This is a genomic window from Bacillus sp. LNXM12-1 (assembly GCF_003004375.1).
Classification (GTDB): Bacteria; Bacillota; Bacilli; order Bacillales; family Bacillaceae; genus Bacillus.
On sequence record NZ_PVWX01000006.1, the window covers coordinates 21,195 to 41,862 of the forward strand.

24 protein-coding genes are annotated in these 20,668 nt (G+C 42.6%); all 24 read right to left on the minus strand.

What is annotated here, in order from left to right:
* Window positions 1–5: 5 nt before the first annotated feature.
* On the minus strand, window positions 6–404 hold the full coding sequence (rpsH, locus tag C6Y07_RS18070; protein WP_003217040.1) for a 30S ribosomal protein S8: 399 nt from the start codon (window positions 402–404) through the stop codon (window positions 6–8).
* A 31-nt stretch (window positions 405–435) separates the two neighbouring features.
* Entirely contained in the window at window positions 436–621 is a 186-nt protein-coding gene (gene rpsN / locus C6Y07_RS18075) for a 30S ribosomal protein S14 (RefSeq protein WP_008356542.1), read from the minus strand.
* Between the two features lie 22 nt (window positions 622–643).
* The gene (rplE, locus tag C6Y07_RS18080; RefSeq protein ID WP_003217159.1) at window positions 644–1,183 is read right to left on the minus strand and encodes a 50S ribosomal protein L5; all 540 of its coding nucleotides are present in this window, start codon (window positions 1,181–1,183) and stop codon (window positions 644–646) included.
* A 25-nt stretch (window positions 1,184–1,208) separates the two neighbouring features.
* Window positions 1,209–1,520 (minus strand): 50S ribosomal protein L24, encoded by a 312-nt coding sequence (gene rplX / locus C6Y07_RS18085; protein WP_003217151.1) that lies wholly within the window; start codon window positions 1,518–1,520, stop codon window positions 1,209–1,211.
* Window positions 1,521–1,555: 35 nt separating this feature from the next.
* Window positions 1,556–1,924, minus strand: coding sequence for a 50S ribosomal protein L14 (gene rplN / locus C6Y07_RS18090; protein ID WP_003216882.1), 369 nt, complete (start codon window positions 1,922–1,924; stop codon window positions 1,556–1,558).
* A gap of 39 nt (window positions 1,925–1,963) precedes the next feature.
* Window positions 1,964–2,227, minus strand: coding sequence for a 30S ribosomal protein S17 (rpsQ, locus tag C6Y07_RS18095; protein ID WP_003216906.1), 264 nt, complete (start codon window positions 2,225–2,227; stop codon window positions 1,964–1,966).
* 25 nt (window positions 2,228–2,252) lie between these two features.
* Window positions 2,253–2,453, minus strand: coding sequence for a 50S ribosomal protein L29 (rpmC, locus tag C6Y07_RS18100; RefSeq protein WP_003217155.1), 201 nt, complete (start codon window positions 2,451–2,453; stop codon window positions 2,253–2,255).
* A complete protein-coding gene (gene rplP / locus C6Y07_RS18105; RefSeq protein WP_003156478.1) occupies window positions 2,443–2,877 on the minus strand; it encodes a 50S ribosomal protein L16 in 435 nt (144 codons plus the stop codon). The genes rpmC and rplP overlap by 11 nt, the downstream gene beginning before the upstream one ends.
* A 1-nt stretch (window position 2,878) precedes the next feature.
* The gene (rpsC, locus tag C6Y07_RS18110; protein ID WP_003217241.1) at window positions 2,879–3,535 is read right to left on the minus strand and encodes a 30S ribosomal protein S3; all 657 of its coding nucleotides are present in this window, start codon (window positions 3,533–3,535) and stop codon (window positions 2,879–2,881) included.
* 3 nt (window positions 3,536–3,538) lie between these two features.
* Window positions 3,539–3,880 carry a 50S ribosomal protein L22 gene (gene rplV / locus C6Y07_RS18115; RefSeq protein WP_007496316.1) on the minus strand — a complete coding sequence of 114 codons (342 nt, stop codon included), beginning with the start codon at window positions 3,878–3,880 and terminating at the stop codon, window positions 3,539–3,541.
* 17 nt (window positions 3,881–3,897) lie between these two features.
* Window positions 3,898–4,176, minus strand: coding sequence for a 30S ribosomal protein S19 (rpsS, locus tag C6Y07_RS18120; RefSeq protein WP_003216920.1), 279 nt, complete (start codon window positions 4,174–4,176; stop codon window positions 3,898–3,900).
* A 57-nt stretch (window positions 4,177–4,233) separates the two neighbouring features.
* Window positions 4,234–5,067, minus strand: a complete 834-nt coding sequence (gene rplB, locus C6Y07_RS18125) for a 50S ribosomal protein L2 (protein ID WP_007496314.1) — start codon at window positions 5,065–5,067, stop codon at window positions 4,234–4,236.
* A gap of 28 nt (window positions 5,068–5,095) precedes the next feature.
* Complete coding sequence (rplW, locus tag C6Y07_RS18130; RefSeq protein WP_003217016.1) at window positions 5,096–5,383, minus strand: 50S ribosomal protein L23; 288 nt, start codon at window positions 5,381–5,383, stop codon at window positions 5,096–5,098.
* Entirely contained in the window at window positions 5,383–6,006 is a 624-nt protein-coding gene (rplD, locus tag C6Y07_RS18135) for a 50S ribosomal protein L4 (protein ID WP_007496312.1), read from the minus strand. The genes rplW and rplD overlap by 1 nt, the downstream gene beginning before the upstream one ends.
* Window positions 6,007–6,033: 27 nt before the next feature.
* Complete coding sequence (gene rplC, locus C6Y07_RS18140) at window positions 6,034–6,663, minus strand: 50S ribosomal protein L3 (protein ID WP_012008703.1); 630 nt, start codon at window positions 6,661–6,663, stop codon at window positions 6,034–6,036.
* Between the two features lie 37 nt (window positions 6,664–6,700).
* Entirely contained in the window at window positions 6,701–7,009 is a 309-nt protein-coding gene (gene rpsJ / locus C6Y07_RS18145) for a 30S ribosomal protein S10 (RefSeq protein WP_003156464.1), read from the minus strand.
* Between the two features lie 218 nt (window positions 7,010–7,227).
* Window positions 7,228–8,187, minus strand: coding sequence for an alpha/beta fold hydrolase (locus tag C6Y07_RS18150; protein ID WP_106039695.1), 960 nt, complete (start codon window positions 8,185–8,187; stop codon window positions 7,228–7,230).
* Window positions 8,188–8,297: 110 nt separating this feature from the next.
* The gene (gene tuf, locus C6Y07_RS18155; RefSeq protein WP_034283892.1) at window positions 8,298–9,488 is read right to left on the minus strand and encodes an elongation factor Tu; all 1,191 of its coding nucleotides are present in this window, start codon (window positions 9,486–9,488) and stop codon (window positions 8,298–8,300) included.
* A 118-nt stretch (window positions 9,489–9,606) separates the two neighbouring features.
* A complete protein-coding gene (gene fusA / locus C6Y07_RS18160; RefSeq protein WP_034665610.1) occupies window positions 9,607–11,685 on the minus strand; it encodes an elongation factor G in 2,079 nt (692 codons plus the stop codon).
* A 54-nt stretch (window positions 11,686–11,739) separates the two neighbouring features.
* Window positions 11,740–12,210 carry a 30S ribosomal protein S7 gene (rpsG, locus tag C6Y07_RS18165; RefSeq protein ID WP_003216884.1) on the minus strand — a complete coding sequence of 157 codons (471 nt, stop codon included), beginning with the start codon at window positions 12,208–12,210 and terminating at the stop codon, window positions 11,740–11,742.
* A gap of 120 nt (window positions 12,211–12,330) precedes the next feature.
* On the minus strand, window positions 12,331–12,750 hold the full coding sequence (rpsL, locus tag C6Y07_RS18170; RefSeq protein WP_003216962.1) for a 30S ribosomal protein S12: 420 nt from the start codon (window positions 12,748–12,750) through the stop codon (window positions 12,331–12,333).
* 112 nt (window positions 12,751–12,862) lie between these two features.
* Entirely contained in the window at window positions 12,863–13,111 is a 249-nt protein-coding gene (locus C6Y07_RS18175; protein ID WP_034665612.1) for a 50S ribosomal protein L7ae-like protein, read from the minus strand.
* A gap of 145 nt (window positions 13,112–13,256) precedes the next feature.
* Window positions 13,257–16,856 (minus strand): DNA-directed RNA polymerase subunit beta', encoded by a 3,600-nt coding sequence (gene rpoC, locus C6Y07_RS18180; protein ID WP_034665614.1) that lies wholly within the window; start codon window positions 16,854–16,856, stop codon window positions 13,257–13,259.
* A gap of 61 nt (window positions 16,857–16,917) precedes the next feature.
* Window positions 16,918–20,499 carry a DNA-directed RNA polymerase subunit beta gene (rpoB, locus tag C6Y07_RS18185; RefSeq protein ID WP_003217223.1) on the minus strand — a complete coding sequence of 1,194 codons (3,582 nt, stop codon included), beginning with the start codon at window positions 20,497–20,499 and terminating at the stop codon, window positions 16,918–16,920.
* Between the last annotated feature and the right edge of the window lie 169 nt (window positions 20,500–20,668).

Genomic DNA, 20,668 nt, shown 5'->3' on the forward strand with positions numbered 1-20,668 from the left:
TTTTTTTACCATACGTAAGCAAGTACTTCTCCACCAGCTTGTTTAGCACGGGCTTCTTTGTCCGATAAAACACCTTGTGATGTAGAAATAATTGCGATTCCAAGTCCGTTAAGTACACGTGGTACTTCATTTGATTTCGCATATACACGTAAACCAGGTTTACTGATTCTTTTTAGACCAGTGATAACACGCTCGTTGTTTTGGCCATATTTAAGGAACATACGGATAATTCCTTGTTTGCTGTCTTCAACATATTCAACGTCACGGATAAAACCTTCACGCTTTAAGATTTCAGCAATTTCTCTTTTGATTTTTGAAGCCGGTACTTCTAGCTTCTCATGACGTACCATGTTCGCATTGCGAATACGAGTCAGCAAATCTGCAATCGGATCTGTCATAACCATTATTTAATAACCTCCTTCCCATTTATGGGGATTACCAGCTGGCTTTTTTAACGCCAGGAATTTGTCCTTTATATGCAAGTTCGCGGAAACAAATACGGCAAAGTTTAAACTTGCGAATTACTGAATGTGGACGTCCACAACGTTCGCAGCGCGTATACTCTTGAACTTTAAACTTTTGTTTGCGTTGTTGTTTCGCAATCATAGACTTTTTAGCCACGATTTCGCCTCCCTTTCATTGATTATTTCTGGAACGGCATACCTACTTGAGTTAATAACTCACGTGCTTCTTCGTCCGTATTGGCAGTCGTAACGATAACGATATCCATACCGCGGACTTTTGTTACTTTATCGTAATCAATTTCTGGGAAGATTAACTGTTCTTTAATACCAAGCGTGTAGTTTCCACGACCGTCGAAAGATTTCTTAGAAATCCCGCGGAAGTCACGTACACGTGGTAAAGATACAGAAATAAGTTTATCAAGGAAATCGTACATGCGCTCTCCGCGAAGTGTTACTTTCGCACCGATTGGCATTCCTTCACGTAGACGGAATCCAGCAATAGACTTCTTCGCACGAGTAACGACAGGTTTTTGACCAGCGATAAACGTTAATTCTTCAACAGCAGTATCGATTGCTTTAGCGTTTTGAACAGCGTCACCAACACCCATGTTGATCACGATTTTTTCGATTTTTGGCACTTGCATTACTGATTTGTATTCAAACTTAGAAACTAATGCAGGTGTAATTTCTTTTACATACTTTTCTTTAAGGCGGTTCATGAGAAAGACCTCCCTTCCTTATTTACTATTTATCTAGAACTTGCCCAGATTTTTTCGCTACACGGACTTTCTTTCCGTCCTCAACTTTATACCCAACACGTGTCACTTCACCCGTTTTAGGATCAAGCGGCATTACGTTTGATACGTGGATCGGCGCTTCTTGTTCAGAAATTCCGCCCTGAGGGTTAGCTTGGGTTGGTTTAGAGTGTTTTTTCACAAGGTTAATACCTTCTACTAAAACACGGTCATTCTTAGGGAAAGCAGCAAGGATGACTCCTTGTTTACCTTTATCTTTACCAGAGATAACCACTACTTTATCGCCCTTTTTAACATGCATTTAATCGCACCTCCTTGAGTCGCGGATTGTATTCATTAAAGTACTTCTGGTGCTAGAGAAACAATTTTCATATAGTTGTTTTCACGAAGTTCACGTGCTACTGGTCCGAAGATACGAGTTCCACGCGGGCTCTTGTCGTCACGGATAATGACACATGCATTTTCATCGAAACTGATGTAAGATCCATCGTTTCTGCGAGCTCCGCTCTTTGTACGAACGATAACTGCTTTCACAACTTCACCTTTTTTGACAACGCCTCCTGGTGTTGCTTGTTTAACCGTACAAACAATGACATCACCGATGTTAGCCGTCTTACGTCCAGAGCCACCAAGAACTTTAATCGTTAGTACTTCGCGTGCGCCAGAGTTGTCAGCTACTTTTAAACGAGTCTCCTGTTGAATCATTAATGTTACCTCCTTTCGGAAAAAGAAATCCGAACTTTATTAGATAATAACGGCTTCTTCGACAACTTCAACTAGACGAAAGCGTTTAGTCGCAGATAAAGGACGAGTTTCCATGACCTTTACGATGTCTCCGATTTTTGCTTGGTTGTTTTCATCATGTGCTTTGAACTTCTTAGAGTATCTTACACGTTTGCCATAAAGTGAATGCTTTTTGTATGTTTCAACTACAACAGTGATGGTTTTATCCATTTTGTCAGAAACAACACGACCTTGATACACTTTACGTTGGTTACGTTCGCTCATGTTTGCGGGGCCTCCCCTCTAATTATTATTTATTAGCAGCGATTTCTCTTTGACGAATCACAGTTTTCATGCGTGCGATTGATTTACGCACTTCACGAATGCGAGCAGTGTTTTCAAGCTGCCCAGTCGCTAATTGGAAACGAAGATTGAAAAGTTCTTCTTTAAGAGACTTTACTTTTTGTTCAATTTCAGCAGTGGTAAGGTCACGAATTTCATTAGCTTTCATTTGATTCACCACCAATTTCTTCACGTTTTACGAACTTCGTTTTAATTGGCAATTTGTGAGATGCAAGACGAAGAGCTTCACGAGCAACTTCTTCAGACACACCAGAAATTTCAAATAAAACTTTGCCCGGTTTTACTACAGCTACCCATCCTTCTGGAGCACCTTTACCGGAACCCATGCGGACTTCTAGAGGTTTAGCTGTGTATGGCTTAGAAGGGAAAATTTTAATCCAAACTTTACCGCCACGTTTCATGTAACGAGTCATAGCAATACGAGCAGCTTCGATTTGACGGTTCGTGATCCAAGAAGCTTCAAGAGCTTGGATACCGTACTCACCGAAATGTACTTCAGTGCCACCTTTTGCACGACCACGCATTTTCCCACGATGTTCTCTGCGATACTTCACGCGTTTTGGCAATAACATATTATTTTCCTCCTTCCGCAGTATTCTTCTTAGTTGGAAGGACTTCTCCACGATAGATCCATACTTTTACGCCAAGCTTACCATAAGTAGTGTCAGCTTCAGCAGTAGCATAGTCGATGTCAGCACGAAGTGTGTGCAACGGAACAGTACCTTCACTGTAATATTCAGAACGAGCAATATCTGCACCGCCAAGACGACCAGAAACCATTGTTTTGATTCCTTGTGCTCCAGCACGCATTGTGCGTTGGATTGTTTGTTTTTGTGCACGACGGAATGAAATACGATTTTCAAGTTGACGAGCGATGTTTTCAGCAACTAGCTGAGCATCAAGATCTGCTCTCTTGATTTCAAGAATGTTGATGTGTACACGTTTGCCAGTTAGGCTGTTAAGAGCTTTACGAAGTGCTTCAACTTCAGATCCGCCTTTACCAATTACCATACCTGGTTTAGCCGTGTGGATTGTGATATTTACGCGGTTTGCAGCACGTTCGATTTCTACTTTAGAAACAGACGCGTCAGACAAACGCTTGCTGATGAATTCACGGATTTTCAAGTCTTCATGTAAGAAGTCAGCGTAATCTTTTCCTGCGAACCATTTAGATTCCCAATCACGAATGACGCCAATACGAAGACCTACTGGATTTACCTTTTGACCCACGGATTATCCCTCCTTCTTTTCTGATACAACGATTGTAATGTGGCTAGTACGTTTGTTAATTGCGCTCGCACGACCCATAGCACGTGGACGGAATCTCTTAAGTGTTGGACCTTCGTCAACGAATGCTTGAGTAATCACTAGGCTGTTAGCGTCCAACTCGTAGTTGTGCTCAGCGTTTGCGATAGCAGATTTTAATACTTTTTCAATAATTGGTGAAGCAGCCTTAGGTGTAAGGTTTAAGATAGAAACTGCTTCTCCTACTTGCTTACCTCGGATCAGGTCCATTACTAGACGTGCTTTACGAGGAGCAATACGGACTGTTCTTGCGACAGCTTTAGCTTGCATTTAAAAGCCTCCTCTCATTAGCGTCTTGTTTTTTTATCGTCACTAGCATGACCTTTGTAAGTACGGCTTGGTGCGAATTCGCCCAATTTGTGACCTACCATATCTTCAGAAATGAAAACAGGTACATGTTTGCGTCCGTCATAGACAGCGATTGTGTGACCGATGAATTGTGGGAAAATTGTAGAACGACGAGACCAAGTTTTTACGACTTGCTTTTTGTCAGTTTCATTCAATTTCTCGACTTTAGCCATCAAATGATCATCAACAAATGGTCCTTTTTTTAAGCTGCGAGCCATTGTGGAACCTCCCTTCGTGATTGAACTACGGTCCTAAATGAACCGTAGACAACCCCGTTACTTGTTTTTACGACGACGTACAATGAATTTATCAGACTTGTTGGTTTTCTTACGAGTCTTGAATCCAAGAGTCGGTTTACCCCATGGAGACATTGGTGATTTACGTCCGATTGGAGCGCGTCCTTCACCACCACCGTGTGGGTGATCGTTAGGGTTCATTACAGAACCACGAACTGTTGGGCGTACGCCTTTCCAGCGAGAACGTCCAGCTTTACCGATGTTAATTAATTCGTGTTGCTCGTTTCCAACTTGACCGATAGTCGCACGGCAAGCAGAAAGAATCATGCGAACTTCTCCTGAGTTCAAACGTACAAGAACGTATTTACCTTCTTTACCAAGAACTTGAGCAGAAGTACCAGCAGAACGAACTAATTGTCCACCTTTACCTGGTTTTAATTCAATGTTATGCACAACTGTACCAACTGGGATGTTGATAAGTGGAAGAGCATTACCTGGTTTGATGTCAGCTTCTGGTCCAGAAGTAACTTCAGTACCAACTTGGATTCCTTTCGGAGCAAGAATGTAACGTTTCTCACCATCTGCATAGTTTACAAGAGCGATGTTCGCTGAACGGTTTGGATCATACTCGATTGTAGCAACGCGTCCAGGTATACCGTCTTTATCACGCTTAAAGTCGATGATACGGTATTGACGTTTATGACCGCCACCTTGATGACGAACAGTCAATCTACCTTGGTTGTTACGTCCGCCTTTTCTGTGAAGCGGTGCAAGCAACGATTTTTCTGGTTTGTCAGTCGTGATTTCAGCAAAATCTGAAGTAGTCATGCCACGACGACCATTACTGGTTGGTTTATACTTTTTAATCGCCATTTTGAATTTCCCTCCTTCTTTTTAAGATTTACGCTTCAAAAATTTCGATTTCTTTGCTGTCAGCAGTTAATTTCACGATCGCTTTTCTGCGACGGCTAGTCATACCAGTGTAGCGTCCAACGCGTTTAGATTTTCCTTTGTAGTTTTGAACGTTGACTTTCTCAACTTTCACTCCAAAGATTTCTTCAACAGCGTCTTTCACTTCTGTTTTGTTAGCTCTGACATCAACTTCGAACGTGTACTTCTTCTCTGTCATTAGATCAGCAGAACGTTCAGTAATGATAGGGCGCTTTAGAACATCACGAGGATCTTTCATTATGCAAGTCCCTCCTCTACTTTTTCAACCGCTGCTTTAGTGATCAGAAGTTTGTCGTGGTTGACAACGTCAAGAACGTTGATACCGTTAGCTTCAACAACTGTTACTCCAGGGATGTTACGAGCAGATAAAGCAACTGTTTCGTTTGCATCCGCAGTGACGATCAACGCTTTCTTCTCAACAGATAATCCTTTAAGGATGCCTGCGAATTCTTTCGTTTTCACTGCATCAAGAGTCAAATCTTCAAGAACGATGATGTTGTTGTCGATTACTTTAGAAGACAATACTGACTTGATAGCCAAGCGGCGAACTTTTTTAGGTAATTTATATGAATAACTGCGTGGTGTTGGACCGAATACGATACCGCCTCCGCGCCATTGTGGTGAACGAATAGAACCTTGACGAGCACGACCTGTACCCTTCTGTCTCCAAGGCTTACGACCTCCGCCACGTACTTCAGAACGAGTTTTTACTTTATGAGTTCCTTGACGTAAGGAAGCTCTTTGCATAAGAATAGCATCGAATACTACGCTTTCGTTTGGCTCGATTCCAAACACAGAAGCGTTTAATTCGATTTCACCGTTAGTAGAACCGTTTTGGTTAAATAATGCTACTTTTGGCATGACTTGTTTCCTCCTTTCCTAAGAGAGTTATTTAGATTTAACTGCACTCTTTACAGTTACTAGAGATTTTTTAGCTCCTGGTACATTTCCTTTGATCAATAGTAGATTGCGTTCTGCATCAACTTTAACGATCTCAAGGTTTTGGACAGTGATTTGCTCTCCGCCCATACGACCTGGAAGAAGTTTACCTTTGAATACTCGGTTTGGATCAACAGGTCCCATTGAACCAGGACGACGGTGGTAACGTGAACCGTGAGTCATTGGTCCGCGTGATTGTCCGTGGCGCTTGATAGCCCCTTGGAATCCTTTACCTTTTGATGTTCCTGTTACATCTACGATATCTCCATTTGCGAAAATATCAACTTTGACTTCCTGACCAACTTCATACGCATCTAACTCCGCACCGCGTAATTCTTTTACGAAGCGCTTAGGAGCAGTTTCCGCTTTAGCAACGTGGCCCTTCTCTGGTTTGTTAGAAAGCTTTTCACGTTTGTCGTCAAAACCGATTTGGATTGCTTCATAGCCATCCGTGTCAGTAGTCTTCTTTTGAAGAACAACGTTAGCAGCAGCCTCAACAACAGTTACAGGGATAAGATCACCGTTTTCTGCGAATACTTGCGTCATACCAATTTTTCTACCTAAGATTCCTTTGGTCATTAGTCACACCTCCTATAATATGTGTTTTCTATTTGAATTAAAGTTTGATTTCGATATCTACACCAGATGGTAAATCTAAACGCATAAGTGCATCAACTGTTTGTGGAGTTGGATTCACGATGTCGATTAGACGTTTGTGAGTACGCATCTCAAATTGCTCACGAGAATCTTTGTACTTATGCACCGCACGAAGGATTGTGTAAACTGATTTTTCAGTTGGAAGCGGGATTGGACCAGATACACTAGCACCAGAACGCTTAGCCGTTTCAACAATCTTCTCAGCAGATTGATCAAGAATTCTATGATCATATGCTTTTAAACGAATACGAATTTTTTGTTTTGCCATTATTTTCCCTCCTTTTCGCCTACTTACGTTAGACAGTTCTCCGTGAGAAAAACCTGATCACCTTGCCATGGCAAAGCGGCCGGGTGTGTCAGCAACCTCTCACTTCATCGCAGTCAAAGACCAACATGCACTATTGTACCAAATTGGCCTGCGTGTTGCAATAATAAATCGGATAAATTTATGATTTGCACACTTTTCATATTATACAGGGGTTCAGCCTATAAATCAAGCTTTCCCTGAAGATGATGTACAGCAGTCTTTTTTATGGTACGGATAAATTCTTCTGGTTCTTCTAGATGCGGGGAATGTGCAGATTCTTTAAAGGTGAACCATTCTTTGATTGGTGCTGTTAATTGGTCAACATATGGTTTTGATACAGCAGCTGGTGTAATCATGTCATATGCGCCAATGATAAAGTAGCAAGGTATTAATATAGTAGAAACTCGGTATTCAATGCTCTCATTCATCAATTCATCCCATAGCATGTCCTGACTAAACTTCTGTCCTTTAAGGAACTTCCACTTATCTTTCAGCTGATATTCCTTACTAAAAAGAAATCCGCGCAGCATTTGAATAAGCGGCCTCCACCTATGTGTGAGACCTACGCTGCCGAGCTCTTTATAGAGAGAGAACAGAGCATGAGCTGATATTCGTTTCCACGGAGGAGGCGTCAGTAATCGCAGGCACCAAGTAAACAACCGATTCCGATGGTATTTCTCCAAAAGGAGCTCGTACGACATAATATCTTCTTTTAATACATCTACTACCTGACTAATTCCATAATAAGCATGATATAGATCTGGACGCTTATGTACTGCTTGTATGGCGATTAGTGATCCCCATGAATATCCTGCGATGTACAATTTTGATTGACCTAGATATGAAAGGACTTTCTCTGTCAGTTCAATCGTATCTTCAATAAATTGCTGAATGGTCATGGAAGTATCGGGGAGATTCTTTTGATAGGAAAGTCCCGCGCCTCGCTGATCCCAATGAACTACTGTAAAATCTTGATTAAGTTCCTCATGAAACGAGTCGATATAGCTGATTTGAGCGGAGCCGGGCCCACCGTGTAAAAATAAAAGAACAGGTTTCGCTTCATTTGTGTGATCTTCTTTGATCATAATCCATTGGTCAACCCCGCCGATTAACCATTTCTTCAAATATATCTTCGCCATTCCAGTGATCCTCTCGGTTCCAATTAGATTCTATAGCTTATAGTAGCCGTTCTGATCTGGAAAAGCAAAAAAAGAGACCCTTTTGCAAGGAGTCTCTTTTATATGTTTTATTACTTAATGATAGTTGAAACGACGCCAGAACCTACAGTACGTCCACCCTCACGGATAGAGAAACGAGTTCCTTCTTCGATAGCGATAGTAGAGATAAGTTCAACTTCCATCTCAGTGTTATCGCCAGGCATTACCATTTCAGTACCTTCTGGAAGATGTACGATACCAGTTACGTCAGTTGTACGGAAGTAGAACTGCGGACGGTAGTTAGCGAAGAATGGAGTATGACGTCCACCCTCTTCTTTAGAAAGTACATAAACTTCAGCTTTGAAACGGCTATGTGGAGTGATTGTACCTGGTTTAGCAAGTACTTGACCACGTTGGATATCTTCACGAGATACACCACGAAGTAGTGCACCGATGTTGTCACCAGCTTCAGCATAGTCAAGAAGCTTACGGAACATTTCAACACCTGTAACAGTTGTTTTACCGTTTTCTTCTTGAAGACCGATGATTTCAACTTCGTCACCGACTTTAACTTGTCCACGCTCAACACGACCAGTAGCAACTGTTCCACGACCAGTGATTGAGAATACGTCCTCAACTGGCATCATGAATGGCTTCTCAGTGTCACGCTCTGGAGTTGGGATGTACTCATCAACCGCATCCATAAGTTCGAAGATTTTTGCTTCGTAATCAGCATCACCTTCAAGAGCTTTAAGAGCAGAACCTTTGATAACAGGTACATCGTCACCAGGGAAGTCATAGTCAGAAAGAAGGTCACGAACTTCCATTTCAACAAGTTCAAGTAACTCTTCATCGTCAACCATGTCACATTTGTTAAGGAATACTACGATGTATGGTACACCTACGTTACGAGAAAGTAGGATGTGCTCACGTGTTTGTGGCATTGGACCATCAGCAGCAGATACTACTAAGATCGCGCCGTCCATTTGAGCAGCACCAGTGATCATGTTTTTAACATAGTCAGCGTGTCCTGGGCAGTCTACGTGTGCATAGTGACGAGTTTCAGTTTCATACTCAACGTGTGCTGTTGAGATTGTGATTCCACGCTCGCGCTCTTCTGGAGCACCATCGATTTGGTCATAAGCCATAGCCGTACCTTTACCAGATTTCTTATGAAGAACTGTTGAGATAGCAGCAGTTAGAGTTGTTTTACCATGGTCAACGTGTCCAATTGTACCAATGTTAGCATGCGATTTGGAACGGTCGAATTTTTCTTTAGCCATTCTAAAAATCCTCCTTAAAGGTTCATTGTATTTGGTATAGAGTGATAGAAAGTGAAGAGTTACCTCTCACTTTCTGATCTTCAATAGTAGTTATACTTTAGTTTAAAGGCAAAATCAATTATTCACCTTTATTTTTTTTGATGATTTCTTCACTGATGCTCTTAGGCACTTCTTCGTAGTGATCCATGTGCATAGTGAAAGTACCGCGTCCTTGTGTATTAGAACGGAGTGCAGTTGCATATCCGAACATTTCAGAAAGTGGAACCATTGCGCGAACAACTTGAGCGTTACCGCGAGCTTCCATACCTTCTACACGTCCACGACGAGATGTGATATCACCCATGATGTCTCCCATGTATTCTTCAGGGATAACGACTTCCACTTTCATCATTGGCTCAAGTAGAACTGGGTTACATTTGCTGACAGCATTTTTCAATGCCATAGATGCAGCAATTTTAAACGCCATTTCGTTAGAGTCAACATCGTGGTAAGATCCATCAAATAATTTTGCTTTGATGTCGATTAATGGGAATCCAGCTAATACACCATTTTCAAGTGAATCTTCAAGACCTGCTTGAATAGCTGGAATGTATTCACGAGGAACAACCCCACCGACGATTGCATTTTGGAATTCGAAGCCTGCGCCTTCTTCGTTTGGTTCGAATTCGATCCAAACGTGTCCGAACTGACCACGTCCACCAGACTGACGTACGAATTTACCTTCAACTTTTGCACCAGAACGGAATGTTTCACGGTACGCAACTTGAGGAGCTCCTACGTTAGCTTCAACCTTGAACTCACGCTTCATACGGTCAACAATGATATCAAGGTGAAGCTCACCCATACCAGAGATGATCGTTTGACCAGTTTCAGTGTTTGTTTGTGTACGGAATGTTGGATCCTCTTCAGCTAGTTTAGCTAAAGCGATACCCATTTTATCTTGGTCAGCCTTAGACTTAGGCTCGATTGCTACATCGATAACTGGCTCTGGGAATTCCATAGACTCAAGGATAACAAGACTTTTCTCGTCACAAAGAGTGTCACCAGTTGATGTATCTTTAAGACCTACAGCTGCTGCGATATCCCCTGCATATACAGTAGAGATTTCTTCACGGCTGTTTGCGTGCATTTGAAGGATACGTCCAACACGTTCACGCTTGTTCTTAGAAGAGTTCTTCACGTAAGAACCAGAATCAAGTGTTCCAGAGTATACACGGAAGAAAGTTAGTTTCCCAACATAAGGGTCAGTCATTACTTTAAAAGCAAGGGCTGCGAATGGTGCGTCATCAGTAGACTCACGCACAACCTCTTCATTTGAATCTGGCAAGGTACCTTTGATTGCAGCAACATCAGTTGGTGCAGGAAGGTAATCAAGCACAGCGTCAAGTACAAGCTGAACACCTTTGTTTTTGAAAGCAGATCCAACAAGAACTGGATAGAATTCAACATTCAACGTTCCTTTACGGATTGCAGCTTTCAATTCAGGAATTGTAATTTCTTCACCCTCAAGGTATTTTTCCATAAGCTCTTCGTCAAGCTCAGCGACAGCTTCAATTAGGCTGTTGCGAAGCTCTTCAGCTTTGTCTTTATACTCAGCAGGGATTTCTTGTGCATCAGAGCGAGTTCCAAGGTCATCTTCGTAGAAGTATGCTACGTTTTCTACAAGGTCGATGATTCCTTCGAATTGATCTTCAGCGCCGATCGGCAATTGAATTGCATGAGCGTTCGCTTGAAGACGATCTCTTAATGTGCCTACAGAGTAAAGGAAGTCCGCACCTGTTTTATCCATTTTGTTAATGAATACGATACGAGGTACTCCGTAAGTTGTTGCTTGGCGCCAAACTGTTTCAGTTTGTGGCTCTACACCTGATTGTGCATCTAGAACAGTAACCGCACCATCAAGTACACGTAAAGAACGTTCAACTTCAACTGTGAAGTCTACGTGTCCTGGTGTATCGATGATGTTTACACGGTAACCTTTCCATTGTGCTGTAGTAGCAGCAGAAGTGATTGTAATACCACGTTCTTGCTCCTGCTCCATCCAGTCCATTTGGGAAGCTCCTTCGTGAGTTTCGCCAATTTTATGGATACGACCAGTGTAGTATAAGATACGCTCAGTCGTTGTCGTTTTACCGGCATCGATGTGAGCCATGATACCAATATTACGAGTTTTGTCTAAGGAGAACTCTCTTGCCATTGGGTAATTTCTCCTTCCTTATTAGGGAATAGTTTTTTTAGTTTGGTATAAATCCTACCAGCGGTAGTGAGCGAATGCTTTGTTCGCTTCTGCCATTTTGTGTGTATCTTCACGTTTCTTAACAGCAGCACCAGTGTTGTTAGCTGCGTCAAGGATTTCGTTAGCAAGACGCTCTTCCATCGTTTTTTCTCCACGAAGACGAGCGTAGTTTACTAACCAGCGAAGACCTAAAGTAGTACGACGGTCTGGGCGAACTTCTACAGGAACTTGGTAGTTGGCTCCACCTACACGACGTGCTTTAACTTCAAGAACTGGCATGATGTTTTTCAAGGCTTGTTCGAAAACCTCCATCGCTTCATTACCAGTACGTTCTTTGATGATATCAAATGACTTGTAGAGAATTGTTTGTGACTTTCCTCTTTTACCGTCGATCATCATTTTGTTGATCAAACGAGATACAAGTTTAGAATTGTAAATTGGATCTGGCAATACGTCTCTTTTTGCTACAGGACCTTTACGTGGCATCTGATAGCCTCCCTTCTCATTTAAAAGGATTTCTATCTGTCTCTCATCTCAATATCATTGTCAGTTGCCTGACTCCACTGATCTGATATCAACTTCTAAAAACCCTTATGTTTGTTTGTATTATTTGCTTTGTTTAGGGCGTTTTGTTCCGTATTTAGAACGTCCTTGCATACGACCGTCAACTCCGGCAGTATCAAGCGCACCACGAACGATGTGGTAACGTACACCCGGTAAGTCTTTTACACGTCCGCCACGGATAAGTACTACACTGTGCTCTTGTAGATTATGTCCGATACCAGGAATGTAAGCTGTTACCTCAATCAGGTTAGACAAACGTACACGAGCATATTTACGTAGTGCTGAGTTTGGTTTTTTCGGTGTCATTGTACCGACACGAGTACAAACCCCGCGCTTCTGTGGAGATGTTACGTTAGTGTGCTCTTTTTTGAAACTGTTGTATCCTTTGTTAAGTGCAGGAGACTTTGAGTTTTCAACTTTACTCACGCGTCCTTTGCGTATTAGCTGATTAATTGTAGGCATGTTGTTATTCCTCCCTTCGTTGCTTTTTTTATAACCCACATACCCAGGTGGTTCATCAAAAGGCAAAAAACAATGCTTTTGCATTTACACATGCAAAAACAAAACAAGTACGCTATAACATAATGGCAACAGCTGCTGCCCCAACTTCAATTCCGCAGGCTTTGCCGAGCTTTTTCATGGAATCTACCACTAAAATGTCTACACCCTTCTCTTGCGCTAGTTTTATTACACTAGCTGTTAAAGCAGGATCAGCATCTTTCGCTACGACGATTTCCTTTACTGAATCTCGTTTCAGAGCTTTTACTGTTTGCTTCGTACCAATAATAATGGATTGAGCCTGTGATACTTTATCATAAGACATCGAATATCCTCCAAAGTAACAGGTTTTATTTTGAGCACCTTGGTTATATTATCATCATGGCAGAAGGATGTCAATATCATATGACAGATTATCTTGACATCCTTCACCATTTTTTGATGATTTTATAGGAATCTCACGAGAAAGATTACTCTACAGGAACCATATCGTCAGACGGCTGCACTTGTGAAACCGGCTTAACCTTACGGTAGTTTGGCATTCCTGTTCCAGCTGGAACAAGTTTACCGATGATAACATTCTCTTTCAAGCCAAGCAGTTCATCACGTTTTCCTTTGATCGCCGCATCTGTTAGGACACGAGTCGTTTCTTGGAAGGATGCCGCAGACAAGAATGAGTCTGTTTCAAGCGATGCTTTTGTAATACCAAGAAGAACTGGACGGCCTGTTGCAGGACGTTTGCCTTCGAATAGTACTTTTTTGTTCGCTTCAGTGAATTGATGTACATCAAGAAGTGTGCCTGGTAATACATCTGTATCCCCTGCATCAGCGACACGCACTTTACGAAGCATTTGGCGAACCATTACCTCAACGTGCTTATCTCCGATTTCTACCCCTTGCATACGGTATACTTTTTGTACTTCATGAAGCAGATATTCTTGAACAGCTGTCATGTCAGTCACTTTAAGAAGTTCTTTCGGATCGATCGAACCTTCTGTCAGTACTTGACCACGAGTGACTTTGTCACCTTCAACAACTTTCAGACGCGCATTGTAAGGAGCTGTGTAAGAACGAGTTTCAACGTCGCCTTGAACCACAATTTCCTGCTGCTTGTCACGAACATCGTTAATTTCAGCAACGACACCATCAATTTCAGAAATGGTCGCTTGCCCTTTCGGATTACGCGCTTCAAATAGCTCTTGGATACGAGGTAAACCTTGTGTGATATCGTCTCCTGCTACCCCGCCGGTGTGGAACGTACGCATTGTAAGCTGTGTTCCTGGCTCACCGATTGATTGAGCAGCAATGATTCCAACTGCTTCACCGACTTCAACGTCAGTACCAGTTGCAAGGTTACGGCCGTAGCATCGTTTACATACACCATGAGGCGTGTTACATGTAAATGCAGAACGGATCCATACTTCCTCAATTCCTGCTTCAACTACTTCAAGTGCTTTATCTTCATCAATTAGTTCGTTTTCGTCCACAATGACTTCGCCCGTTTCAGGATGAACAATTGGTTTTCTTGCAAAACGTCCGATCAGACGTTCTTCAAGCTTCTCAATAATTTCATTTCCTTCTCTAATGGACTTCGCCAAGATACCACGGTCTGTACCGCAATCTGTTTCACGGATGATAACATCCTGTGCAACATCGACGAGACGACGCGTAAGGTAACCTGAGTCAGCTGTTTTAAGGGCTGTATCGGCAAGACCTTTACGCGCTCCGTGAGTGGAAATAAAGTATTCCAATACGGTTAAACCTTCACGGAAACTAGATTTAATCGGAAGTTCAATGATACGTCCAGCCGGGTTGGCCATCAGACCACGCATACCAGCCAGCTGAGTGAAGTTAGATGCGTTACCACGCGCTCCAGAGTCACTCATCATGTAGATTGGGTTGACTTCATCAAGGGACTTCATCAGTTTACCTTGGATGACATCTTTAGAAGAACTCCAGATCGAAATGACTCTCTCGTAACGCTCTTCTTCAGTAATCAAACCACGTCTGAATTGCTTCAAGACGTTATCTACTTTTGCTTGTGCTTCTTCGAGGATCTTCTGCTTATCATCTAATACGACGATGTCAGACACACCAACCGTAATACCCGCTTTAGTAGAGTATTTGAAACCAAGATTTTTCATGCGGTCAAGCATTTTAGATGTCTCAGTGATATGGAATCTCTTAAAGATTTCCGCAATGATTTTACCTAAAATACCTTTTTTGAACGGCGCATTGATTTCTTGTTTCTCGATCGCAGCTTTGACATCCTCACCTTTTTCAAGGAAGAAGCGGTCAGGCGTTTTTTCTTCAATATTGCTCTTTGTCGGCTCATTCATGTAAGGGAATGATTCCGGTAAGATTTCGTTAAAGATCAGTTTTCCAACTGTTGTAATCAACAATTTAGAACGCTGTTCATCAGTGAATGTCACATTCTTCAACGAGCTAGCTGCAACAGCTACACGTGTATGAAGATGCACATACCCATTTTGATAAGCTAGAAGGGCTTCGTCAGTATCTTTGAAGACCATACCTTCTCCGATAGCACCTTTACGCTCAAGTGTAAGGTAGTAGTTACCAAGCACCATATCCTGAGATGGCGTAACAACAGGTTTTCCATCTTTCGGGTTCAAAATGTTTTGAGCAGCAAGCATTAAGATACGAGCTTCAGCTTGAGCCTCAGCAGATAATGGTACGTGAACCGCCATTTGGTCACCGTCAAAGTCAGCGTTGTAGGCTGTACATACAAGTGGATGCAGACGAATTGCGCGTCCTTCCACAAGTGTAGGTTCAAACGCTTGAATACCAAGTCTGTGAAGAGTCGGTGCACGGTTTAGTAAGACTGGGTGCTCACGAATAACTGATTCTAAAACATCCCATACTTCCGGCTGCACGCGCTCAATTTTACGCTTCGCACTCTTGATGTTGTGAGCTAAACCTTTTTCAACAAGCTCCTTCATCACGAATGGTTTGAATAATTCAAGAGCCATTTCTTTTGGAAGTCCACACTGATACATTTTCAAATGTGGTCCTACGACGATAACGGAACGTCCAGAATAGTCAACACGTTTACCGAGCAAGTTTTGACGGAAACGTCCTTGTTTCCCTTTCAGCATATGAGAAAGAGATTTCAATGGTCTATTTCCTGGTCCTGTTACCGGTCGGCCTCTACGTCCATTATCAATCAACGCATCGACAGCTTCTTGAAGCATACGCTTCTCGTTCTGAACGATGATGCTTGGCGCGCCAAGATCTAATAAACGTTTCAGACGATTGTTACGGTTGATGACACGACGATAAAGGTCGTTTAAGTCAGAAGTAGCAAAACGTCCACCATCAAGCTGGACCATTGGACGTAATTCTGGCGGAATAACCGGAAGTACATCAAGAATCATCCATGATGGTTTGTTTCCTGAGTTACGGAAGGCTTCTAGCACTTCAAGGCGTTTAATCGCACGTGTACGACGCTGTCCTTGAGCAGTTTTCAGCTCTTCTTTCAGTGTATCTACTTCTTTTACAAGATCGATATCTTGAAGAAGTTTATTGATTGCTTCTGCACCCATAGCTGCTTGGAACGTATTACCGTATTTATCTAAATAAGCACGGAATTCCTTCTCAGAAAGAAGTTGTTTCTTCTCAAGCGGTGTGTTGCCCGGATCTGTCACAACGTAAGAAGCGAAGTAAATCACTTCTTCTAACGCACGTGGTGACATATCAAGAACAAGACCCATACGGCTTGGGATACCTTTGAAATACCAAATGTGGGAAACTGGGGCAGCCAGTTCGATATGCCCCATTCTCTCACGACGGACTTTTGCCCGTGTTACTTCTACACCACAACGGTCACATACAACACCCTTATAACGAACGCGTTTATACTTTCCACAATGACATTCCCAGTCTTTTTGCGGTCCGAAGATACGTTCACAAAAGAGACCATCTTTTTCAGGTTTCAGTGTACGATAGTTAATCGTTTCAGGCTTTTTCACTTCACCAAAAGACCAAGAACGGATTTTATCAGGTGATGCGAGACCGATGTTCATATACTCAAAATTGTTCACATCTAGCAAGGGGCCTACCTCCCTTTTAATCTTCGGGTTATACCCTAGTCACTTGCTCTAATCGTTTCTGCTATTCTTTTGTGACTGCGTCACGTTCAAGATCGACAGGTGCGAGGTCTGCAGCATCTTCGTCATTAGATAACGCTAATCCGTCTGCTTTCTTCGTTTCCTCATCGTCTTCTAAATCTCTCATTTCTATCTCTTCTTCATCGCCAGATAGGATTTTGACATCCATACCTAAACTTTGAAGTTCTTTAATTAACACTTTGAATGATTCAGGGACACCTGGTTCAGGGACGTTATCCCCTTTGACGATGGCCTCGTATGTTTTCACACGACCTACAACGTCATCCGATTTAACTGTTAAGATCTCTTGAAGTGTGTATGCTGCACCGTAAGCTTCAAGCGCCCATACTTCCATCTCTCCGAAACGCTGACCACCAAACTGGGCTTTACCGCCAAGTGGCTGCTGCGTAACAAGTGAGTATGGTCCAGTTGAACGAGCGTGAAGTTTATCGTCAACCATGTGAGCCAGTTTGATCATGTACATGATTCCGACTGATACACGGTTATCGAATGGTTCACCAGTTCGTCCGTCATAAAGGACTGTTTTCGCATCACGGGACATACCTGCTTCTTCAAGCGTTTCCCAAACATCTTCCTCGCGCGCACCATCAAATACTGGTGACGCAATGTGGATGCCAAGGTAACGTGCAGCCATACCCATATGAAGCTCAAGTACCTGACCGATGTTCATACGAGATGGTACCCCTAGAGGGTTTAACATGATATCAATCGGTGTTCCATCTGGAAGATACGGCATATCTTCTTCTGGAAGGATTTTAGAGATAACCCCTTTATTACCATGTCGTCCGGCCATTTTGTCACCTTCAGAAATTTTACGCTTCTGAACGATGTATACGCGGACTAACTGGTTTACACCTGGAGGTAATTCATCTCCATCTTCACGGTTAAAGACTTTGACGTCGTGGATAATTCCGCCGCCGCCGTGTGGAACACGTAGAGACGTATCACGCACTTCACGAGCCTTTTCACCGAAGATTGCATGTAATAGACGTTCTTCAGCTGTTAGTTCTGTTACACCTTTAGGCGTTACTTTCCCTACAAGAAGGTCTCCGTCTTTTACTTCTGCACCAATACGGATGATTCCGCGCTCGTCAAGGTTGCGTAAAGCATCTTCCCCAACGTTTGGAATATCACGAGTGATTTCTTCCGGTCCAAGCTTTGTATCACGAGCTTCTGATTCATATTCTTCAATATGAATAGACGTGTAGACGTCATCTTTTACAAGGCGCTCACTCATGATGATCGCATCCTCGTAGTTATAACCGTCCCAAGTCATGAAGCCGACCATGACGTTACGTCCTAGAGCCAATTCACCTTTTTCCATTGAAGGACCGTCTGCAAGGATTTCTCCTTTTACGACTTCATCTCCAACACTTACGATTGGACGCTGGTTGTAGCAAGTCCCTTGGTTAGAGCGGACAAATTTCAGCAAGCTGTATTTGTCTAGATTCCCTTTGACTTGTTGTCCATCAACGTCTTCATAGCGACGAACCCAAATATTTTTCGCTTCAACACGTTCTACAACACCAGGGTAGCGGCAGATAACAGCAGCACCAGAGTCTTTCCCTGATACATACTCCATACCTGTACCAACAATCGGTGATTCCGGCTGCATCAAAGGCACAGCCTGACGTTGCATGTTCGCTCCCATTAGAGCACGGTTAGAGTCATCGTTTTCTAAGAATGGGATACATGCTGTCGCTGCAGAAACAACCTGCTTTGGCGAAACGTCCATGTAGTCAACGCGGTTTCGAGGAACAACTGTGTTTTCCCCTCTGAAACGAGCAATGATATTATCATCGATAAACGAACCATCTTCACCTAATATAGCATTCGCTTGTGCTACAACGTAGTTATCCTCTTCATCAGCAGTTAAGTAATCGATTCTCGGTGTCACTTTACCTGTTTCAGGGTCAACCCGGCGGTAAGGTGTTTCAATAAAGCCGAAGCGATTCACTTTTGCAAATGAAGATAGAGAGTTGATCAAACCGATGTTTGGACCCTCTGGTGTTTCAATCGGACACATACGGCCATAGTGAGAGTAGTGAACGTCACGAACTTCCATTCCTGCACGCTCACGTGTCAAACCACCCGGTCCAAGCGCCGACAGACGACGTTTGTGCGTCAATTCAGCAAGCGGGTTTGTTTGATCCATGAACTGAGAAAGCTGAGAGCTACCAAAGAACTCTTTGATAGAAGCGATCACAGGACGGATGTTGATCAATTGCTGAGGTGTGATCGTGTTTGTGTCTTGGATCGACATTCTTTCACGAACAACACGCTCCATTCTGCTTAAACCAATACGGAATTGGTTTTGCAGAAGCTCACCTACAGAACGCAGGCGACGGTTACCAAGGTGATCGATATCATCTGTGTCACCTACACCATGAAGAAGGTTGAAGAAGTAACTGATCGATGCAATGATGTCAGAAGGCGTGATGTTTTTCACAGCTTCCTCTACGTATGCATTCCCGATCACGTTGATCACTTGCTCGCCTTCTTGATCAGACGGTGCATAAATCTTAATAGATTGAAGTTCTACTTCATCTTCTACTACGCCACCATTTGGATAAAGCTTTCTAAATCCGATGCCGTTTTCTAAGTATGGAAGAACTTTATCAAGAACTCTTCTGTCTAAAATTTGACCTTTTTCTGCTAGAATTTCACCTGTTTCAGGGTCAACTAACGTTTCAGCCAATTTTTGATTGAACAGTCTATTTTTAATATGAAGCTTTTTATTAATCTTGTAGCGTCCAACATTAGCTAGGTCATATCTCTTCGGATCGAAGAAGCGAGAGTCTAGCAGGCTTTTCGCATTTTCAACAGTTGGCGGCTCTCCAGGACGGAGGCGCTCGTAGATTTCGAGAAGTGCTTTATCCGCATTCTCTGTATTGTCTTTTTCCAGCGTGTTGCGTAAGTATTCATTCTCGCCAATGAGGTCAAGAATCTCTTGATCAGAGCTGAAGCCGAGAGCACGCAAAAGAACCGTAACCGGCAACTTACGTGTGCGATCGATGCGTACATAGACTACATCCTTCGCATCAGTTTCGTATTCTAACCATGCGCCACGGTTTGGAATGACAGTCGCAGTAAAACCTTTTTTACCGTTTTTGTCTACTTTACCACTGAAATATACACTTGGAGAACGCACTAACTGAGAAACGATTACACGTTCCGCACCGTTAATGATAAAAGTACCTGTGTCTGTCATGATTGGGAAATCACCCATGAACACATCTTGGTCTTTTACTTCTCCAGTTTCTTTGTTAATTAAACGAACTTTTACTCTTAGTGGAGCAGAGTAAGTTACATCACGTTCTTTTGATTCTGCTACAGGATACTTAGGATCCCCTAGGCTGTAATCAATGAATTCAAGAGAAAGGTTACCAGTAAAATCCTCAATTGGGGATATATCTTGAAACATCTCTCTAAGACCCTCATCAAGAAACCACTGATAAGAAGAGGTTTGAATTTCAATGAGATTTGGTAATTCTAACACTTCGCTTATGCGTGCGTAGCTTCTGCGCTGGCGGTGTCGTCCATACTGAACTAGTTGACCTGTCAACTGATTCACCCCTCAAATCATGCGTATTATATGTGTAAAAAGTATTTCAGCCTTTCAAATGTCAGTAAAGAAATACTTTTACAAGACAAAAGAAAAAAGGGTTTCTAAAATAAGAAAACCACATCCAAAAACAAATACCGATTTTATTAGTTTTCCCAAGTATGCATAA

Coding starts and splice junctions, on each gene's coding strand:
- rpsL (WP_003216962.1), bottom strand. CDS start 12,750: ATGCCTACAATTAATCAGCTAATACGCAAAGGACGCGTGAGTAAAGTT.
- rplC (WP_012008703.1), bottom strand. CDS start 6,663: ATGACCAAAGGAATCTTAGGTAGAAAAATTGGTATGACGCAAGTATTC.
- rplW (WP_003217016.1), bottom strand. CDS start 5,383: ATGAAAGATCCTCGTGATGTTCTAAAGCGCCCTATCATTACTGAACGT.
- C6Y07_RS18175 (WP_034665612.1), bottom strand. CDS start 13,111: ATGTCTTATGATAAAGTATCACAGGCTCAATCCATTATTATTGGTACG.
- fusA (WP_034665610.1), bottom strand. CDS start 11,685: ATGGCAAGAGAGTTCTCCTTAGACAAAACTCGTAATATTGGTATCATG.
- rpsQ (WP_003216906.1), bottom strand. CDS start 2,227: ATGAGCGAACGTAACCAACGTAAAGTGTATCAAGGTCGTGTTGTTTCT.
- rpsH (WP_003217040.1), bottom strand. CDS start 404: ATGGTTATGACAGATCCGATTGCAGATTTGCTGACTCGTATTCGCAAT.
- rplN (WP_003216882.1), bottom strand. CDS start 1,924: ATGATTCAACAGGAGACTCGTTTAAAAGTAGCTGACAACTCTGGCGCA.
- rplB (WP_007496314.1), bottom strand. CDS start 5,067: ATGGCGATTAAAAAGTATAAACCAACCAGTAATGGTCGTCGTGGCATG.
- C6Y07_RS18150 (WP_106039695.1), bottom strand. CDS start 8,187: ATGGCGAAGATATATTTGAAGAAATGGTTAATCGGCGGGGTTGACCAA.
- rpsJ (WP_003156464.1), bottom strand. CDS start 7,009: ATGGCAAAACAAAAAATTCGTATTCGTTTAAAAGCATATGATCATAGA.
- rplD (WP_007496312.1), bottom strand. CDS start 6,006: ATGCCAAAAGTAGCATTATTTAACCAAAACGGTTCTACTAACGGTGAA.
- rpsS (WP_003216920.1), bottom strand. CDS start 4,176: ATGGCTCGCAGCTTAAAAAAAGGACCATTTGTTGATGATCATTTGATG.
- rpsG (WP_003216884.1), bottom strand. CDS start 12,210: ATGCCACGTAAAGGTCCTGTAGCAAAAAGAGACGTATTGCCAGATCCA.
- rplP (WP_003156478.1), bottom strand. CDS start 2,877: ATGTTATTGCCAAAACGCGTGAAGTATCGCAGAGAACATCGTGGGAAA.
- rplE (WP_003217159.1), bottom strand. CDS start 1,183: ATGAACCGCCTTAAAGAAAAGTATGTAAAAGAAATTACACCTGCATTA.
- rplV (WP_007496316.1), bottom strand. CDS start 3,880: ATGCAAGCTAAAGCTGTCGCAAGAACAGTCCGTATTGCTCCTCGTAAA.
- rpmC (WP_003217155.1), bottom strand. CDS start 2,453: ATGAAAGCTAATGAAATTCGTGACCTTACCACTGCTGAAATTGAACAA.
- rplX (WP_003217151.1), bottom strand. CDS start 1,520: ATGCATGTTAAAAAGGGCGATAAAGTAGTGGTTATCTCTGGTAAAGAT.
- tuf (WP_034283892.1), bottom strand. CDS start 9,488: ATGGCTAAAGAAAAATTCGACCGTTCCAAATCGCATGCTAACATTGGT.